At 68.3% G+C, this 16,593-nt stretch carries 18 protein-coding genes; 7 read left to right on the top strand and 11 right to left on the bottom strand.

Going from position 1 to position 16,593, the window contains the following annotated elements; all coding sequences use genetic code 11:
• Position 1: 1 nt before the first annotated feature.
• Together TSH20_RS08440 and TSH20_RS08445 are read left to right on the top strand one after the other, a co-directional pair.
• Positions 2 to 862, top strand: a complete 861-nt coding sequence (locus TSH20_RS08440) for an ABC transporter ATP-binding protein (protein ID WP_247871074.1) — start codon at positions 2 to 4, stop codon at positions 860 to 862.
• 5 nt (positions 863 to 867) lie between these two features.
• On the top strand, positions 868 to 1,647 hold the full coding sequence (locus tag TSH20_RS08445) for an ABC transporter ATP-binding protein (protein WP_109074308.1): 780 nt from the start codon (positions 868 to 870) through the stop codon (positions 1,645 to 1,647).
• Between the two features lie 22 nt (positions 1,648 to 1,669).
• Here the strand turns inward: TSH20_RS08445 and TSH20_RS08450 are convergent, their stop codons facing one another.
• From TSH20_RS08450 to TSH20_RS08460, 3 genes are read right to left on the bottom strand one after another with little or no spacing between them, the layout of a single operon-like run.
• Complete coding sequence (locus TSH20_RS08450) at positions 1,670 to 1,915, bottom strand: helix-turn-helix domain-containing protein (protein ID WP_014248848.1); 246 nt, start codon at positions 1,913 to 1,915, stop codon at positions 1,670 to 1,672.
• A 31-nt stretch (positions 1,916 to 1,946) separates the two neighbouring features.
• Positions 1,947 to 2,222, bottom strand: a complete 276-nt coding sequence (locus TSH20_RS08455; RefSeq protein WP_109074310.1) for a BrnT family toxin — start codon at positions 2,220 to 2,222, stop codon at positions 1,947 to 1,949.
• Between the two features lie 50 nt (positions 2,223 to 2,272).
• On the bottom strand, positions 2,273 to 4,156 hold the full coding sequence (locus tag TSH20_RS08460) for a GGDEF domain-containing protein (RefSeq protein ID WP_109074311.1): 1,884 nt from the start codon (positions 4,154 to 4,156) through the stop codon (positions 2,273 to 2,275).
• Between the two features lie 612 nt (positions 4,157 to 4,768).
• Here TSH20_RS08460 and TSH20_RS08465 point away from each other — a divergent pair.
• Entirely contained in the window at positions 4,769 to 6,322 is a 1,554-nt protein-coding gene (locus tag TSH20_RS08465) for an ATP-binding protein (RefSeq protein WP_109074312.1), read from the top strand.
• Between the two features lie 22 nt (positions 6,323 to 6,344).
• Here the strand turns inward: TSH20_RS08465 and TSH20_RS08470 are convergent, their stop codons facing one another.
• Positions 6,345 to 6,866 (bottom strand): substrate-binding domain-containing protein, encoded by a 522-nt coding sequence (locus TSH20_RS08470; RefSeq protein WP_109074313.1) that lies wholly within the window; start codon positions 6,864 to 6,866, stop codon positions 6,345 to 6,347.
• Between the two features lie 193 nt (positions 6,867 to 7,059).
• Here TSH20_RS08470 and TSH20_RS08475 point away from each other — a divergent pair, with 193 nt between their 5' ends.
• The gene (locus tag TSH20_RS08475) at positions 7,060 to 7,953 is read left to right on the top strand and encodes a LysR substrate-binding domain-containing protein (RefSeq protein ID WP_109074314.1); all 894 of its coding nucleotides are present in this window, start codon (positions 7,060 to 7,062) and stop codon (positions 7,951 to 7,953) included.
• Positions 7,954 to 7,972: 19 nt separating this feature from the next.
• Here the strand turns inward: TSH20_RS08475 and TSH20_RS08480 are convergent, their stop codons facing one another.
• Positions 7,973 to 8,998 (bottom strand): zinc-binding alcohol dehydrogenase family protein, encoded by a 1,026-nt coding sequence (locus TSH20_RS08480; RefSeq protein ID WP_109074315.1) that lies wholly within the window; start codon positions 8,996 to 8,998, stop codon positions 7,973 to 7,975.
• Positions 8,999 to 9,239: 241 nt separating this feature from the next.
• On the opposite strand from TSH20_RS08480, the gene TSH20_RS35280 reads away from it, so the two are divergent.
• Positions 9,240 to 9,614 carry a hypothetical protein gene (locus TSH20_RS35280; RefSeq protein ID WP_199231841.1) on the top strand — a complete coding sequence of 125 codons (375 nt, stop codon included), beginning with the start codon at positions 9,240 to 9,242 and terminating at the stop codon, positions 9,612 to 9,614.
• Between the two features lie 6 nt (positions 9,615 to 9,620).
• Here the strand turns inward: TSH20_RS35280 and TSH20_RS08490 are convergent, their stop codons facing one another.
• The 6 genes from TSH20_RS08490 to groES all read right to left on the bottom strand — a co-directional run bounded on the left by TSH20_RS08490 (position 9,621) and on the right by groES (position 15,600).
• Complete coding sequence (locus TSH20_RS08490; protein ID WP_109074350.1) at positions 9,621 to 10,796, bottom strand: hypothetical protein; 1,176 nt, start codon at positions 10,794 to 10,796, stop codon at positions 9,621 to 9,623.
• Positions 10,797 to 10,949: 153 nt separating this feature from the next.
• The gene (locus TSH20_RS08495) at positions 10,950 to 11,651 is read right to left on the bottom strand and encodes a LuxR C-terminal-related transcriptional regulator (protein ID WP_247871073.1); all 702 of its coding nucleotides are present in this window, start codon (positions 11,649 to 11,651) and stop codon (positions 10,950 to 10,952) included.
• 422 nt (positions 11,652 to 12,073) lie between these two features.
• A complete protein-coding gene (locus TSH20_RS08500; protein WP_109074317.1) occupies positions 12,074 to 12,991 on the bottom strand; it encodes a DMT family transporter in 918 nt (305 codons plus the stop codon).
• A 15-nt stretch (positions 12,992 to 13,006) separates the two neighbouring features.
• Positions 13,007 to 13,381, bottom strand: a complete 375-nt coding sequence (locus TSH20_RS08505) for a hypothetical protein (protein WP_109074318.1) — start codon at positions 13,379 to 13,381, stop codon at positions 13,007 to 13,009.
• Positions 13,382 to 13,617: 236 nt separating this feature from the next.
• Complete coding sequence (gene groL / locus TSH20_RS08510) at positions 13,618 to 15,261, bottom strand: chaperonin GroEL (protein WP_109074319.1); 1,644 nt, start codon at positions 15,259 to 15,261, stop codon at positions 13,618 to 13,620.
• 48 nt (positions 15,262 to 15,309) lie between these two features.
• Positions 15,310 to 15,600: a co-chaperone GroES gene (gene groES, locus TSH20_RS08515; RefSeq protein WP_042702035.1), complete on the bottom strand. Its 291-nt coding sequence runs from the start codon at positions 15,598 to 15,600 to the stop codon at positions 15,310 to 15,312.
• A 355-nt stretch (positions 15,601 to 15,955) separates the two neighbouring features.
• Between groES and TSH20_RS08520 the strand changes: the two genes are divergently transcribed.
• Together TSH20_RS08520 and TSH20_RS34910 are read left to right on the top strand one after the other, a co-directional pair.
• A complete protein-coding gene (locus TSH20_RS08520) occupies positions 15,956 to 16,219 on the top strand; it encodes an usg protein (RefSeq protein ID WP_109074320.1) in 264 nt (87 codons plus the stop codon).
• Positions 16,220 to 16,325: 106 nt separating this feature from the next.
• Complete coding sequence (locus tag TSH20_RS34910; RefSeq protein ID WP_158281972.1) at positions 16,326 to 16,475, top strand: hypothetical protein; 150 nt, start codon at positions 16,326 to 16,328, stop codon at positions 16,473 to 16,475.
• Positions 16,476 to 16,593 lie beyond the last annotated feature (118 nt).

Raw genomic sequence — 16,593 nt, forward strand, 5'->3', positions numbered from 1 at the left:
GATGACCAACCAAAAGATGGCGGACAACACTCCCCTTCTGGAAGTCTCCAACCTCCGCGTCGCCTTCCCCACCCGCACCGGCATGGCCGAAGCGGTGCGCGGCGTCTCCTTCACACTCGGCCGGGAGAAGCTGGGCATCGTCGGCGAATCGGGCTCCGGCAAGTCGATGACCGGCCGATCGATCCTGCGCCTCGTGCCGCCGCCGGGCCGGGTCACCGCCGACCGGCTGGCCTTCAACGGCGAGGATCTGCTGGCGGCCTCGGCCAAGCGCATGCGCGACATCCGCGGCCGGCGCATCGCCATGGTGATGCAGGACCCGAAATACTCGCTCAATCCGGTGATGACCGTCGGCCGCCAGATCGCCGAGGCCTACCGCGTCCACAGCAAGGCCGGGGCGGCAGAGGCCAAGCGCCGCGCGCTGGAGATGCTGGCCGCCGTGCGCATCCGCGATCCGGAGCGGGTCTATGACCGCTATCCGCACGAGGTGTCGGGCGGCATGGGCCAGCGCATCATGATCGCGATGATGCTGATCCCCGACCCCGACCTGCTGATCGCCGACGAACCGACCTCGGCACTCGACGTCACCGTGCAGATGCAGGTGCTGGCGATCCTCGACGACCTCTGTTCCCAGCGCGGCATGGGCATGATCTTCGTCAGCCACGACCTGAACCTCGTCGCCTCCTTCTGCGACCGCATCCTCATGATGTATGCCGGCCGGGTGGTGGAAAGCTGCCGCGCGTCGGAGCTGCACGCGGCGCGGCACCCCTACACCCGCGGCCTGCTGGCCAGCCTGCCGAAGATCGACGAGCCGCCGGGCGACCTGCCGGTGTTGAGCCGCGACCCCGCCTGGCTGGAGGCGTAAGGACGATGATGATCGACATCCGGGACCTGCGGGTCAGTTTCGGCGATGGTGCCGACACCGTCACCGCAGTGGACGGCGTCACCCTGTCGGTGCGGGAGGGCGAAAGCTTCGGCCTCGTCGGCGAATCGGGCTCCGGCAAGTCCACCGTCCTGCGCGCGGTCAGCGGCCTGAACGACGACTGGACCGGCCGCATCGCCGTCGCCGGCACGGAGCAGGGACCGAAGCGGCAAAAGGGCTTCTACAAGCTCTGCCAGATGGTGTTCCAGGACCCCTATGGTTCGCTGCACCCGCGCCACACGGTGGACCGCATCCTGGCGGAGCCGATCGCCATCCACGGGCTGGGCGATGCCGACGCCCGCATCGACCGGGTGCTGCGCGACGTCGGTCTCGGCCCCGCCTTCCGCTTCCGCTACCCGCACCAGCTCTCCGGCGGCCAGCGCCAGCGCGTCGCCATCGCCCGCGCCCTGGTGCTGGAGCCGCGCGTCCTGCTGCTGGACGAGCCGACCTCGGCGCTCGACGTGTCGGTCCAGGCGGAGATCCTGAACCTGCTGCGCCGGCTGCGGGCGGAGCACGGCCTGACCATGGTGCTGGTCACCCACAACCTCGCCGTCGTCGCCAACCTGTGCGACCGGCTGGCGGTGATGAACCGCGGCCGTCTGGTGGAGGAGATGACGGTCGAGGAGTTGCGCCGGGGTGCGGCACGCGAGCCCTACACGTTGCAACTCCTGCGCGCCAGCCTGGGCTATGACCGCGCAACGGCGGAGAGCTTCCGGGATTATGCGTGAGGGAGGCGCCCCCGCGTTGAGATCACTCCGCCGCCAGAACCTGGGCGACCATATCGGGCTGCTTTTCGATGACCCGCAGGTAGGAGGCAACGGCGGCGTCCGGCTCCCGCCGCCCCTGCTCCCACTCCTGTAGCGTGCGCAGCGGAATGCCGAAGCGCTCGGCAAATGCCTCCTGCGACAGACCGGTCGAACGGCGAACCCGCTTCGCCAGAGGCGGGTGCCTCATGGCGGCGAGTTGCTCATCGGTGAAGGTTTCGTGGTCGCTCATCGGGATCACCATGGGTCTAGGATGCCGTTGCTCAGGAGTTGGCCTTGAAATAGTGGGCCGCCTCGCGTTTGTCGGCCTCCCGCACTGAAATGAATCTTACCCCCTCGGTACGTTCAGTGTAGGTGACGGCGTAGACCTTGCCGTTGACCATGCCCAGCGCGTTGAAGCGCTCCTCGCCATAATCCATGGACAGATCGGGCGCTTCGATCAGGTGACGGTCGCGAAGGACCTCGGCCCCAAAGGACAGGTCCAAGCCGTGCTTGCGGCGATTGAGCAGGTTCTTGACCGGATCGAATGGCTCACCCATGGAAGGCCATGCTACGTCATTGACGGAGTCCGCGCCAGAGAGATATCACATCACCCCAGCCGCACCACGCACAGCTTGTCGTCCGCCCCTTTGGCGGCGGCCTTGTGGTCGGCGATCGCGGCATTGACGGCGTCGGGGGTCAACTGGCCGCCGCCGGGCGGGATCACCACGGCCACCCCGCTGGCCGCCAGCAAGGGGAAACGCCGCAGCGCCCCATAACGGTCCTTCGCCAGAAACCCGCCGCTGACCCGCGTTTCGGCGTCGTACAGGCTCTCGGCATCCGAACGGAACAGCGCCAGCAGTTCCACCAGCCGGGCCAGCACCTCGCCCTCCTCGCCGCCGCTGACGCCCAGGAAAAAGTCGTCGCCGCCGATATGCCCCGCGAAGGCGTCGGCAGCCCTGGCGGCCGTCCCGGCGCTGCCGGCCCAAGCCTTCAGCCGCTCGCTGAACATCAGGATGGCGCGGTCGCCCTGACGGAAGCCGAAATTGTCGTTGAAGGGTTTGAAGTTGTCGAAATCCAGATAGGCCAGCACATGGCCACGGCCCCCATCGGCCAGCGCCCCTTCGATGTGGCGCAGGATCGCCGCATTGCCCGGCAGCCGGGTCAGCGGGTTCTGGTCGGTCGCCATCGCCAGATTGCGTTCATGCACCAGCCGCAGCAACGCGCCGCTCGACAGCACACCGGCATAGGCGCCGCCCTCGACGATGACGATCCCGTCGGCGGCGGATTCGGTGGAGAAGGCCTCGATCACCCGGTCCAGCGGGGTGGAGATGTCGCAGACCGGCGAACGGATGACCAGATCGTCCAGCCGGTCGCCCAGGCCGCGGTTGCGCAGCAGTTCCCCGCCGAAGCGGGAATAGACGTAACGCTTCAGGTCGCGCTCGCGGATCAGGCCGAGCGGCCGGTCATGCTCGTCGACGATGGGCGCGATGGGGGCGCTGCCGTCGCGGCGGAAATAGTCCAGCAGCTCGGTCTTGCGCGAATCCACCCGCAGCGGCGGCAGCCTTTCGATCACCTCCGACAGGCGGCGGTGCGACTCGCTGGGCTGGCGACGGTCCTGGCGGTTGAGGTCCTCGACCATCGCATAGCGGTTGGGCAGCCCGGTCAGATCCACCCGCGGCCGGGCGATCAAAAAGCCCTGGGCGAAGTCGCAACCGAGATCGCGGCAGGTGTAGAACTCGGTCGCGGTCTCCACCCCCTCCGCCACGATCTGGATGCCCAGCGCGTGGGCGTGGCCGGCCAGCGCCGCCACCAGCGCCCGCTTGCGCGAGTCCGCATCGATGCCGGCGATGAAGAAGCGGTCGATCTTCACGTAATCCGGCCGCGCCTCGTACAGCGTGCGCAGGCCGGAATGGCCGACGCCGAAATCGTCGATGGCGATCCCGACCCCGCTCTGGCGGTAGCGGTCCACCGCCGCATCCACCGCGACGCCGCTGGGCACCGGCCGGCTTTCCGACAGCTCCAGCACGATGCCGCTGTTGCGCGCGGCTGCCGGATCGCGGGCGAGCCAGGGCGAGTCGGGCCGGCCGATCAGCCGGGCGTCCAGGTTCAGGAACAGCTTCGCCTCGCTCCAGCCCGACAGCGCACGATAGGCCGCGACCGCCTTGGCATGCAGCGCCGTCTCCACCGTCGCCAGCAGGCCGGCGGCCTCGGCGGCGTCCAGCAACTCGCCCGCATTGGCGAAGCCGGTGCGCTCGAACCCGCGCAGCAGCGCCTCATAGCCATGGCAGCGGCCGGACCGCAGCTGGACGATGGGTTGGAAGGCATAGCGCAAGAGCCCAACCGCCGATGCCCAATCGAACGCCGTAGCGGCACCCTCGGCGGAGCGGACGGCGGTCCAGTTCGCGCCATAAGATTCGGCGGCATCATTCGCCGTCCGTCCGGCTTTGGCGCCGGCCATGGTCCCGGCTTTTGTCGTGGTCAGCACAGTCATCGCTCGGTCCGCCAGCGCCGATCCGGCATGAGATCAGCATCCGCTTGTAACAGAGCTTGTTTGCGGTTTCGTGACCGCAGCGCCACGTTGTTGCGCAACGCGCCCTCCCGCCGCAGACGCGGGGAAACAGGCAGAATCCGAATTTCGGTTGATCACAGCCCTATCGCACACACGGTGCGGTGGAATGCGCATTGCCCGCACCACCGCGCATCGCTATGCGTGCAATGGTGGGAACCGGGCGGCGGAATGGCCACCGCCCGCGTCCCACCTACCTGGGAGCACAGAGTGGAAAAAGCACTCGTCCTCCTGGTCCTGGTGCTGCAGCTGATCAAGGCGATCCTTGACCTGCTGAAGTAACAGGACCGGACGGGGGGTGCGGCTGGCACCGCACCCTCCTGTCCGCCAAAATATGGTCAAACCGCCCTCCACCGCAAGACCCACCCTACCACCGGAACGCTCATCCGGGCCGCTGCCGCTCAATCGGCCGGAGAGTGCCTCCCCCTCCGCCGCCCGGCCGTCCCGAATCGAATCCTCGTATCGCCGCGCCTGCCTGCGCTATAGGAAGTCCCCCTTCTTCACGGGGGCGGTTCGGGTGAGTGGGAGGCGAGCGGGATGAAGGTCGGCATCGACATGGGGGCGACGAACGCGGGCAGCGCCGCGACGCTCGACCTGGAGGAGCTGCTGGCGACCCGTCTGCTGGTTCAGGGTAATTCCGGCTCGGGCAAGTCGCACCTGTTGCGCAGGCTGATCGAACAGAGCGCCCAATGGGTGCAACAGGCGGTGATCGACCCGGAAGGCGACTTCGTCACCCTGGCCGAACGCTTCGGCCATGTGGTGGTCGAAGCCGACGAGCACAGCGAGGCGGCCTTGCAATCCGTCGCCGCCCGCGTGCGCCAGCACCGCGTCTCCGTCGTCCTGAACCTGGAAGGGCTGGACGCGGAAATGCAGATGCGCCACGCCGCCGCCTTCCTGGGCGGGCTGTTCGATGCCGACCGCGACTTCTGGTATCCGATGCTGGTGGTGGTGGACGAGGCGCAGCTGTTCGCCCCCTCGGCCGCCGGCGAAGTGTCGGACGAGGCGCGCAAGGTCTCGCTCGGCGCCATGACCAACCTGATGTGCCGCGGGCGCAAGCGCGGACTGGCCGGGGTGATCGCCACCCAGCGTCTGGCGAAGCTGGCGAAGAACGTCGCGGCCGAGGCGTCGAACTTCCTGATGGGCCGCACCTTCCTCGACATCGACATGGCGCGCGCCGCCGACCTGCTGGGCATGGAGCGCCGGCAGGCGGAGATGTTCCGCGACCTGGAGCGCGGCCACTTCATCGCGCTCGGCCCCGCTTTGTCGCGCCGGCCGCTGCCGCTGCGCATCGGCGCGGTGGAGACCCAGGGCCGCACCGGCAGCCCGACCCTGATGCCGCCGCCCGCCACCCCGGTGGCGGATGCCCGCGACCTGATCTTCACCACCACCGAGCCGGAGCCGCCGCGCTACGTCCGCCGCCCCTCGACCTCGGCCAGCGCCGACCTGATGGCGCAGCTGGCGCGCGGCCGTCCCGCCGCCCCGCCGCCGTCAATCGACGAAAGCGCCGCCGAACAGCCGGCCCTGCTGCCCTTGGAGCCGGAGGAAACGCCCGAACAGGCGGCTGAGCGCGAAGCCCAGTACGACCAAGTTCTGGCCGAGGTTCTGGCCGACCCGGAGGCGCCCTACCGCTCGCTGGCCGTGCTGTACCAGGATTTCCTGGTGCGCTGCCGGGGTCGCGGGGTGGATGGCGACCGGCTGGCCCTGCCCGCTTTCCGCCGCCGTCTGGCGACCGCCCGCGCCGGGGCCGGCAGCGGCGACGATCCCGCCTGGCAGCGCGCGATGGAGGTCGCCGCCACCCTGGCGGAGGACATCCAGCCGGTCTTCCTGCTGCTGGCCCGCGCCGCCCTGGACCATGCCCCCTGCCCGTCCGACGCCGACGTGGCGCGCGCCTGCGGCAGCCGGTCCAAAGGACGTGGCCGCCGCCTGCTGACCTACATGGAACAGCGCGGCTTCATCACCAGCCGCAGCGGCCTCGGCAACACCCGCGCCATCACCCTGCCGGCGCTGGGCTGGGAAACCGCGCTGGGCGACCCGAATGCCGACGACGCGGCCGACGCACCCGATGAGGGCGGGCTGTTCGCGGCGGGTTGATCCGCCATCAGTTCCCCGCCCGTCAACTCCCCGCCGTCGGCGCGCTCACCGGCTTGCCGGTCTGGCTCCAGCTGGTGACGAAGTCGTTGACGCCGGGCACCGCCATCATGTGCGAATCCTTGACGTAGACGAAGCGCTTCGACCCGAAATCATACTCGGTCAGCGTGATGCCGGCGGCGCGGCAGCGCTTGTACTCGGCGGCGCTGATCGGACGGTCGGAGGCCACCATGTCGGGGTGGTCCAGACCGACTCCGGCGCAGAAGGAGCGGAAGCCGGCAGCGGTGCCACGGGCATCGAGATGCGGCTTGGTGTCGGGACCGCCGTTATATTTGGCCGCCGCCTGATCGACGGTGCCGCGCAGGGCCGGGCTGCCGACGATCCAGATGCCGCGGGCTTCCGGCGGCGGCTTGGGCACGGCCGGCGGCGGAAGAGCGGCGGTCTGTTGCGGCGGCGGCATGGAACCCGGCATTTGACAACCGGCGAGCAGGGCGGCAGCGGCAAGCGCAAGAGCCAAGCTGCCGGCCGGCGCGGAAAAGCGGATCATCGGGCGTCTCTCTCCTCAAGCAACGTCAGGCATCCGGACGGCAAGGTCCGGAGGCTGACAATGAGGACGCTCCCGCCCGGCTTCAACGGCCCGGCCGCCGCTTGTCCCACAGGCTGCCCCGATGCGCCGCTCGCCATCCATGAACGATCGCGATAGGATAAGCCCTACCGATCACCATCCGGAATGCATCCTCATGTCCCTGCCCGATCTGGAGATCGACGCTCTGCGCGCCTTCGTCACCGTGGCGGAGGCCGGCGGCTTCACCGCGGCGGCCGAACGGCTGGGCCGGACGCAGTCGGCGATCAGCGTCAAGGTCAAGAAGCTGGAGGACATGCTCGGCCGCCGGGTGTTCGAGCGCACCAGCCGGTCGCTGGCGCTGACCCCTGACGGCGAACTGCTGATGGGCTATGCCCGCCGCATGCTGGACCTGAACGACGAGACGGTGCGGCGCTTCACCGAACCGGCGGCGGAGGGCGAGCTGCGGCTGGGCGTCGCCGAATATTTCCTGTCCGACCATCTGCCCCATGTGCTGCGCCGCTTCGCCAAGCTGCATCCGCGCCTGCACATCGACGTGCGGGTGGGCCTGTGCAGCGATCTGGTCACGGCGCTGGATACCGGAGAGCTGGACCTCGTGATCTCGCGCCGCGATGCCGGCGACAGCCGCGGCCGCGCCATCTGGACCGAGCCGATGCGCTGGATCGCCGCCCCCGGCCTGGAAATCCCGGCCGACGGCCCCTTGCCCTTCTGCGCCCTGCCGGCCCCTTGCGTCTTCCGCAACCGCGGGTTGGCGGCGCTGGGCGAAACCGGGCGGTCCTGGCGGGTGGTCTACACCAGCGCCAGCGTCATGGGGGTGCAGGCCGCCGTCCGCGCCGGGCTGGGGGTGGCGGTGCTGAGCGAATCCTCGGTGCCCGACGGCGTGCGCCGGCTGGGGGTGGAGGACGGCCTGCCCGAGTTGGGCAATGTCGAAATGGCGATCTTCGGCGAGACGCCGCGCAACCGCCGTCTCGCCGAACCGCTGGTCGGCTTCATCGTGGAAAGCCTGGCGGCGATGCGCCCGGCCCGCCCGCCGCTCGCCCTGGCGGGGTAGAGCGGCGGGGGAACGCGGATCAGAAGCCTTCCAGCACCACCTTGCCGCGGGCCTTGCCCGACTCGATCAGGGCATGGGCCTTGCGCAGGGTGGCGGCGTCGATGCGGCCCAGCGTTTCCGTCAGCGTCGTGCGCAGGGTGCCGGCGTCGACCAGCCGCGACACCTCGGTCAGCAGCTCGTGCTGGGCGATCATGTCGGCGGTCTGGAACAGCGATCGGGTGAACATCAGCTCCCAATGCAGCGAGACGCTCTTGCGCTTCAGCAGGCGGACATCGATGGGCTCCGGATCGTCGATCAGGCCGATATGGCCCTGCGGCGCCACCAGCTCGACCAGATCCTGGAAATGGTGGTCGGTCGCGTTGGTGGAGAAGACGTAATCGACGCCGGACAGCCCCAGCGCCTTCACCTGCTCCGCCATCGGCCGGCTGTGGTCGATCACGTCATGGGCGCCCAGTTCGCGCACCCAGTCGGCGGTCTCCGGACGCGAGGCGGTGGCCAGCACCCGGACCTTGCTCAGCCGGCGGGCCAGCTGGATGGCGATGGAGCCGACGCCGCCGGCCCCGCCGACGATCAGCAGCGACTTGCCCTCACCATTGTTTTTCTCACTGGCATCGCGCGGCAGGCTCAGCCGGTCGAACAGCATCTCCCAGGCGGTGATGGCGGTCAGCGGCAGGGCGGCGGCCTCGGCGACGCTCAGGCTGGCCGGGCGGACGCCGACGATGCGCTCGTCGACCAGATGATATTCGCTGTTGGTGCCGGGGCGGTCGATGGCGCCGGCATAGAACACCGCGTCGCCGGGACGGAACAAGGTCACGTCCGGCCCGACCGCCTCGACGATGCCGGCGGCATCGAAGCCGAGGATGCGCAGGTCACCCTCGGCCGGCGAGGCGTTGCGGCGCAGCTTGGTGTCCACCGGGTTGACCGACACCGCCTCCACCCGGACCAGCAGGTCGCGGCCGGCGGCGGCCGGGCGGTCGATCTCGACGTCGATCAGCGCGTCGGCATCGGTGATGGGCAGGGACTTGCGGTAGCCGATGGCTTTCATGATGGCCTCGTCTTCATGCTGTGGAGGAAGTCGAGACACAGGATGACGGCGCCAATCGGATATGTGAAATTCATAGTTCTTGTTTCATCCATCAGAAACCGCGATGGACGATCCGCCGCCGCACCTGCTCCGGACAGGGTGACGCCAAAGAGGTATGGAATAGCCGGGTGGGTTGGGCTGTTTGTACCGATGACCGCTTTCCTCACCGATCCCGGTCCTCCGCAAGACAGGAAGCAAGGCCATGCGCACCATTCGTCCGATGATCCTGCCGAAGATGCTGACCGCCCTGCTTCTGGCCGCGGGTGCCGCCGCGCTGTCCGGCTGCGTCGCCTACGATGGCTACGACCCCTACGATCCCTACTATCCCGCTTACGGCGGGCCGGTGGTGGTGCCGCCGCCCACTGTCTATGCGGTGCCGCCGCCGGTCATCGTGCAGCCCGGTTACCGCTACCGCTCGTGGGATGGCGACCACGGCCGGAGGGATCGCGGCTGGAGGGATCGCGGCCGGGGGGATCACGATTGGGGCGATCGCGGCTGGCACCAGCGGGGGCGGGACCACAACGGCGACCCCCATGCCTGGGAACGCCCCGGCGGTCCGCATGGCTGGGGCCGATAAGCCTCGTCAGGCGGCCGATGCCGGAACCTGATCGGCGCGGTTGCGCAGCACCAGGATGGTGTGGTCGTCGTCGCACACCGCGCCGTCGCGCAGCAGGACCAGCGCCGCCAGCGTCGGGTCGACCGTGCGCAGGTCACGGCGGATGAACAGGGCGGGCAGCCGGGCGCATCCGCCGGTGTAGAGCACGACATGGTCGCCCGGTCCCCACAGCAGATGGACGGCGGCCGGTGCCAGCGGGTTGAAGCCGATCATCGCCCAGCGCGCGCCGAGCGCCGTCAGCTCCTGCGGGCGCACCACCGCCCCGGCCACGGTGCCGAGCGCGGTATAGTCGACGGCCTTGGCGTCGAATCGCAGAACCGCGACGGCGGCCCGTCCGATCTGCGCCAGGGTCTTGTCCTCGGAAAGCCCCAGTTCGGGCCGCCCCTTCAGATCGCGCCGGATCGCATTGACCACCATGGGCGCCGGCAGGCCGGGCACCGTGGCGGCGACCACCGTCTCCACCTGCCGGACCACCGCGGGCGTCATCACCGTGGGGGGATAGGGAGGAGGACCATAGACCTCACCTCCCCCGGCATCGGATCCGGCTCCGGCAGCCACGCCTGCATTGCCGCCGGCCACCGTGTCGCCGTCGATCATCAGCGCGATGCCGCAGGGGCCATACTCGCCGCGGGCGGGCGCGCAGCCGACGAACCAATGGTCGATGAAGGGGCCGCCCCGCGCGACCTCCCCCCCGCTCCGCTCGACCATGACGGCCCCGGTCTGCACCATGGCGTCGGCGGTCGGCCCGTCGTCCGCCCCGGGCCGCAGCACGCGGGCCAGCAGTGCCGAGCCGATGCCCGGCGTCACATGGATGTGGAAGCGGTCGGCCAGCGCCCGAACCGTTTCCAGCGCGATGCCGAGACCCGCATCGCCCCCGGATGGCGCCGGCAGTTCGGCGGTGGCGGGATCGCGGTCGTAGGCCAGGCATTCGACACCGGCGCCCGATCGCATCCGCGCGATCAGCAGCGTGCCGTCCGGCCGGCCCAGCGCATGCTCGGCCAGCGCGGCCACCAGCCGGTCCAGCCGGGCCGCCTCGTCGGCCGCCAGAACGCCCTCGGCCCGCTCCGCCGCGATCCGACGCGCCGTGGCGATGTCGTCGGGCGACGCCACGGCGATGCGACGGTGACCATGATCGGGGAACATCGGACCGCTCCTGTCGGCGTTCTGGTTGCTCATCGCCAGAACATTACAATCCTCTTGTGGTCAAGCCCACGTAAAGGACACGTCTCGTCTCATTTTTCGCCCGGCCGGAACCGGACGAAGCGCAACTTCCAGGATTCCGCCTCGTGCCCTGCGTCAGGATGCTGCCACTTCCATCAGTGCCGGCTGGGCCGGCTGGCGGACGGGAAGCCCATGGAGCAGGTCGCGCCCGCGCAGCATCTCCGCCGCCTCCCACAGGCGGCCCAGCCCGACGATGGACCGGCAGCCGGTCTTTTCCATGATGCGGGCGCGGTGGACCTCCACCGTCTTGATGCTGATGCCCAGTTCCCAGGCGATGGTCTTGCTCTGCTTGCCCTCGACGATCAGTTCCAGAACCTCCGACTCGCGGCGGCTCAGCAGGGCCAGCCGGCGGACGGCGTCGCGGCTGCGGTCGCGCTGCTGGGCATGGGGATTGCCGGAGGCGAGACAGGCGCGCAGCCGCTCCAGGAAGGCCGGGATGGCGAAGGGATGGGCGATGCAGTCCATGGCGCCTGCCTTCATCGCGGCCACGGCGGCGTCGACGTCGCCCTGCTCGGTCACCACCAGCACCGGCAGGTCATGCCCGTGCAGCGAGGCCTCGGACATGAATTCGATGGCGGTCATGTCCGGCAGGTCGCTGCGCAGGACGATGCAGGAGGACGCGGTGCCCAGCACGGCCAGCGCATCGGCGGCGGTGCTGTGGACCCGGCAGGCGATGCCGACGGCGCCCAGCGCCCGCGAGAGCGTGCTGCGCGACAGCAGGTCGCCGTCGACGATATGAACCAGGCAGGCGGCTTGCTGGTAAGCGGGCGCGGACATTTGCAGGGGCATCTTGGGACCTCCACCACATCGGACCGGCGAACAGCGCCGGCTCCACATGACGATCGATCCGACACCGAACCGCCGCCATGACCCATATTTTAGCGGTCGTCCCTTATTGACCGCCGCAGGCGCGAGGGATAGTGGGGGTGTCTAAAAGGATATCGGGGATATTATACGGGCGAACACCCGAACAAGAAGCCCAATCAAGACGCTATCCCGTGGCGCGGGAAAAACCTGATGGCGAACTTCGCGAGAAAACTCGCAAGTTCTTCTTCTGGACCGATACCAGCCCGCGGAAAAACGCCCTCCCAACTTTGTCCCACGTGAAACAATCAAATCCCAGCTTTTTATTTCGCCGGCACATTCCGAAAATTTCTCTTTTCCGGTAATTTTATTGCTGCGCCTGCCCCCGCCCCCGCTCAGGCCCGGCGGCGGGTCGCCAGGACGATGCCGGCGGCGATCAGCGCGATGCCGACCCCGTGATACAGATGCGGCTGCTCGCCCAGGAACAGGATGGCCAGCAGGCTGCCGAAGACCGGCACCAGATGGATGGCGAGACCGGCGGTGTTGGGACCGAGCAGCTCCACCGCCCGGTTGAAGCACAGATAGGCGGCGATGGACGGGAACAGCACGGTATAGCCGACCGCCAGCAGCGTGACGCCGCTGGCCTGCACCGGGTGTCCGCTCAGACTCTCCCAGATGTAGAAGGGCAGCAATTCCACCGCGCCGATGGCGAAGGTGACGACGACGAAGCTCAGGCCATGGATCGCCGGCCGGCGGCGCAGCAGCGTGGTATAGGCGGCATAGATCACCACCGCCGCCAGCATCCAGACGTCGCCGGCATTCAGCTCCAACCCCAGCAGAGTCGCCGGATCGCCGTGCGAGATCAGCGTCGTCGCGCCGACCAGGGAGACGGCGATCCCCACCCCCTGCATCGCCCCGATCCGGTCGCGGAACAGGACGAGGCTCATCAGCACGATCATCACCGGCATCGACGACTGCAGCATCACGCAGTTCAGTGCCGTCGTCGTGTTCAGCGCGATGTATTGGAAGGTGTTGTAGATGCCGATGCCCAGCGTGCCCAGCAGCAGGACGCTCTTCCACCGCGCCAGGATCGGCGTGATGTCGTGGCGCAGATGCGGCCAGGCGAAGGGCAGCACCACCAGCATGCCCAGGCACCAGCGCCAGAAGGCCAGCCCGATGGGCGGCACCGCCCCGGCGACCGCGCGCCCCAGGACCGCATTGCCGGCCCAGAACAGGGGCGGCAGCATCATCAGCAGCCAAGCCTGATCGGCCAGACGGGAACCTTTGGCGGAGGCGACGCGGTCGGCGGGCATCGGGCTGTCCGTGCTTCAGCTGCGGCGGCGGGGCGAGGCGAAGACGCTGGACGCGGACAGGGCGCCGGCGCGGTCGCTGCTGTCTTCGGCGCGGAAGACGCTGGGGCGGGATTCGCGGCGGGGATGGCGCGGCGCGTCTTCACGGCCCTCGCCACCACGACCCTCGCGGCCTTCGCGGCCCTCACGACCTTCGCGGGGCGGCTTGGCGGGCTGGCGCAGTTCGGCGTCGAGTTCGGCGATGCGCTTGACCAACGCTTCACGGATGGCGGGGGCCGCGTGGGCTTTCAGCGTCGCCAGCTGCTCCTTGAGCTGAACCAGCTGGCGCTGCTTCTGCTCGCGGGTGCGCTTGATGGCGACGTTGTCGGAATGCTGGCCCTCGAAGGAGCGCATGGAACAGGCCCTCGTTAAAATATACGGAAGTCAGGAGGCCGGCGCCCCACGCTGGGGCACCCGGCAAGAGAGGGGCGGATTATTGGGAGGCGACCGCGGCAAAGCAAGGTGGAGTTCGCCTTGACATTTCAGGATCAGGGGTGCGGCGGCAGAGGTCCACTCTCGGGCAAAGGAAAAGGGCGCCCCCTTGCGGAGGCGCCCCTTTCCGAACCATTGAACGGTCGAACGGTGGGCTATTAGAAGCCCATGTCGTCCATGCCGCCCATGCCACCCGGCATGCCGCCCGGAGCAGCCTTCTTCTCCGGCTTCTCGGCGATCATCGCCTCGGTGGTGATCAGCAGGCCGGCGATCGAGGCCGCGTCCTGCAGGGCGGTGCGAACCACCTTCACCGGATCGATGATGCCGGCGGCGACCAGATCGGTGAACTCACCCTTCTGGGCGTCGTAGCCGAAGTTGGCATCGTTCTGGTCCAGCAGCTTGCCGACCACGATCGAACCGTCGGTGCCCGCGTTGTAGGCGATCTGACGGACCGGGGCCTGCAGGGCGCGGCGGATGATGTCGATGCCGACGCGCTGCTCGTCGTTGGCCGGGACCAGCTTGTCCAGAGCCTTGCCGGCGTACAGCAGGGCCGAACCACCGCCGGCGACCACGCCCTCTTCCACCGCGGCGCGGGTGGCGTGCATGGCGTCGTCAACGCGGTCCTTGCGCTCCTTCACCTCGACCTCGGTCGCACCGCCGACGCGGATGACCGCGACGCCGCCGGCCAGCTTGGCCAGACGCTCCTGCAGCTTCTCGCGGTCGTAGTCCGAGGTGGTCTCCTCGGCCTGGGCGCGGATCTGGCCGCAACGGGCTTCGATGTCGGCCTTCTCGCCGGCGCCGTCGACGATCGTGGTGGTCTCCTTGGAGATCACGACCTTCTTGGCGGTGCCCAGCATGTCGAGCGTGACGTTCTCGAGCTTGATGCCGAGGTCTTCCGAGATGACCTGGCCGCCGGTCAGGATGGCCATGTCCTCCAGCATCGCCTTGCGGCGATCACCGAAGCCCGGGGCCTTCACGGCGGCGATCTTCAGGCCGCCGCGCAGCTTGTTGACGACCAGGGTGGCCAGCGCCTCGCCCTCGATGTCCTCGGCGATGATCAGCAGCGGACGCGACGACTGCACGACCGACTCCAGGACCGGCAGCAGCGGCTGCAGACCCGACAGCTTCTTCTCGTGCAGCAGGATGTACGGATTCTCGAGATCCGCGATCATCTTGTCGGCGTTGGTGATGAAGTACGGCGACAGGTAGCCGCGGTCGAACTGCATGCCCTCGACGACGTCCAGCTCGGTGTCCAGGCTCTTGGCCTCTTCCACCGTGATGACGCCCTCGTTGCCGACGCGCTCCATCGCCTGGGCGATCATCTTGCCGATCTCGGCTTCGCCGTTGGCGGAGATGGTGCCGACCTGGGCGATCTCGTCGTTGGTCGTGACCTTCTTGGCGCGGGCCTGGATGTCGGCGACGACGGCGGCGACGGCGATGTCGATGCCGCGCTTCAGGTCCATCGGGTTCAGGCCGGCGGCGACCTTCGTCACGCCTTCGCGGACGATGGCCTGGGCCAGCACGGTGGCGGTGGTGGTGCCGTCACCGGCCAGATCGTTGGTCTTCGAGGCGACCTCGCGGACCATCTGGGCGCCCATGTTCTCGAACTTGTCCGACAGTTCGATTTCCTTGGCGACCGACACACCGTCCTTGGTGATGCGCGGAGCGCCGAAGGACTTCTCGATCACGACGTTGCGGCCCTTCGGGCCCAGCGTGACCTTCACGGCGTCGGCGAGGATGTCAACGCCACGCAGCAGCTTTTCGCGCGCGGTGGGGCCGAACTTGACGTCTTTGGCAGCCATGTCTCGATTCCTTTAACTTGTAAATTTCGAAGGATACGGGCGGAGGACTTAGGCCTCGATGACGCCCATGATGTCCGATTCCTTCATGATCAGGTAATCGACGCCTTCGATCTTCACTTCCGTGCCCGACCACTTGCCGAACAGGATACGGTCGCCGGCCTTGACGTCCAGCGCCACGACCTTGCCCGACTCGTCACGGGCGCCGGGGCCGACGGCGATGATCTCGCCTTCCTGCGGCTTTTCCTTGGCCGTGTCGGGGATGATGATCCCACCCTTGGTCTTGGTGTCGGACTCCAGACGCTTGACGACGACGCGGTCGTGCAGCGGGCGGAACTTCATGGAATGCCTCCTTGGATCAAGGCTTGGTTCTGACTGACGTGAATTGGCGCGGGCGGCGGCTGTTAGCACTCCCACCCGGCGAGTGCCAGACAGCTAATAGAAGCGGTTTGGGGATTCAAGAGGCTCATTTCGGAATTTGTCGCGAATGCCGGCAGCACTCACCGAAACATGCTGCTAACACACTGAAAGCGCTGGATGTTTTCCGTTGCACCCCGACCCGCTCCGCGGCAAGATTTCTTCAAACGGTCACGAAGGACCCGACCGTTCCGGCGCCTGCCTCCATGCCGGAACGGCACCGGAAGGAACCGGACACCGCCAGACCCACCCGATCCCCCCACCGAACGGGAGACCGCGCATGGCCGATCTCAGCCTCCAGCTCCGCGATTTCCGCCTGACCACCGCCGAGATTCTCTACCATATGCCGGACCATCCCGGCCTGCTGCAGTCCTACCTGTGGCAGGAGCTGGACCAGGCACCGGACTATCCGGTGCTGCGCCGCTTCCTCGATTTCTGGCAGCGCAATCTGGATGGCAAGCTGCATTCGGTGCGGCTGGCGAGCCAGACCCTGATCACCCCCGGCGAGCTTCGCCACGTCGCCGCCGATTTCCGCCTTCACTGATCCCGGCCGGCGCCCTTTCACCCCCCTGTGACTGCCGTCACAGCACCACGCCCCGGTATTCGCTAAAATTTTAGCGAATACCGGGGCTGCAGAGGTGGAGGGGACGATGGCGGCGAAGCGGAAGGCGGTGGACTGGCGGACTCGTGAGAGCCGGCTGGTGGAGGCGCTGCTGGAGGTCACGACCATTGCCGGGCTGTTCGCGCTGCTGTTCGCCCTGTTCGTGCTGTTCGGCGCCGCGCAGACGCTGACACCCTGACTCTCCGGCAGCCCATCCGATGGACTTGCGGCGAATTACGACAATTTGCATTCTATCCTTCCCGCTAAGCGCGTATCTCGCATAGGATCACTCCCGTTGCGGGCGGATGGTGTCCGCC

It is taken from the genome of Azospirillum sp. TSH20 (assembly GCF_003115935.1).
Taxonomy (GTDB): Bacteria; Pseudomonadota; Alphaproteobacteria; order Azospirillales; family Azospirillaceae; genus Azospirillum.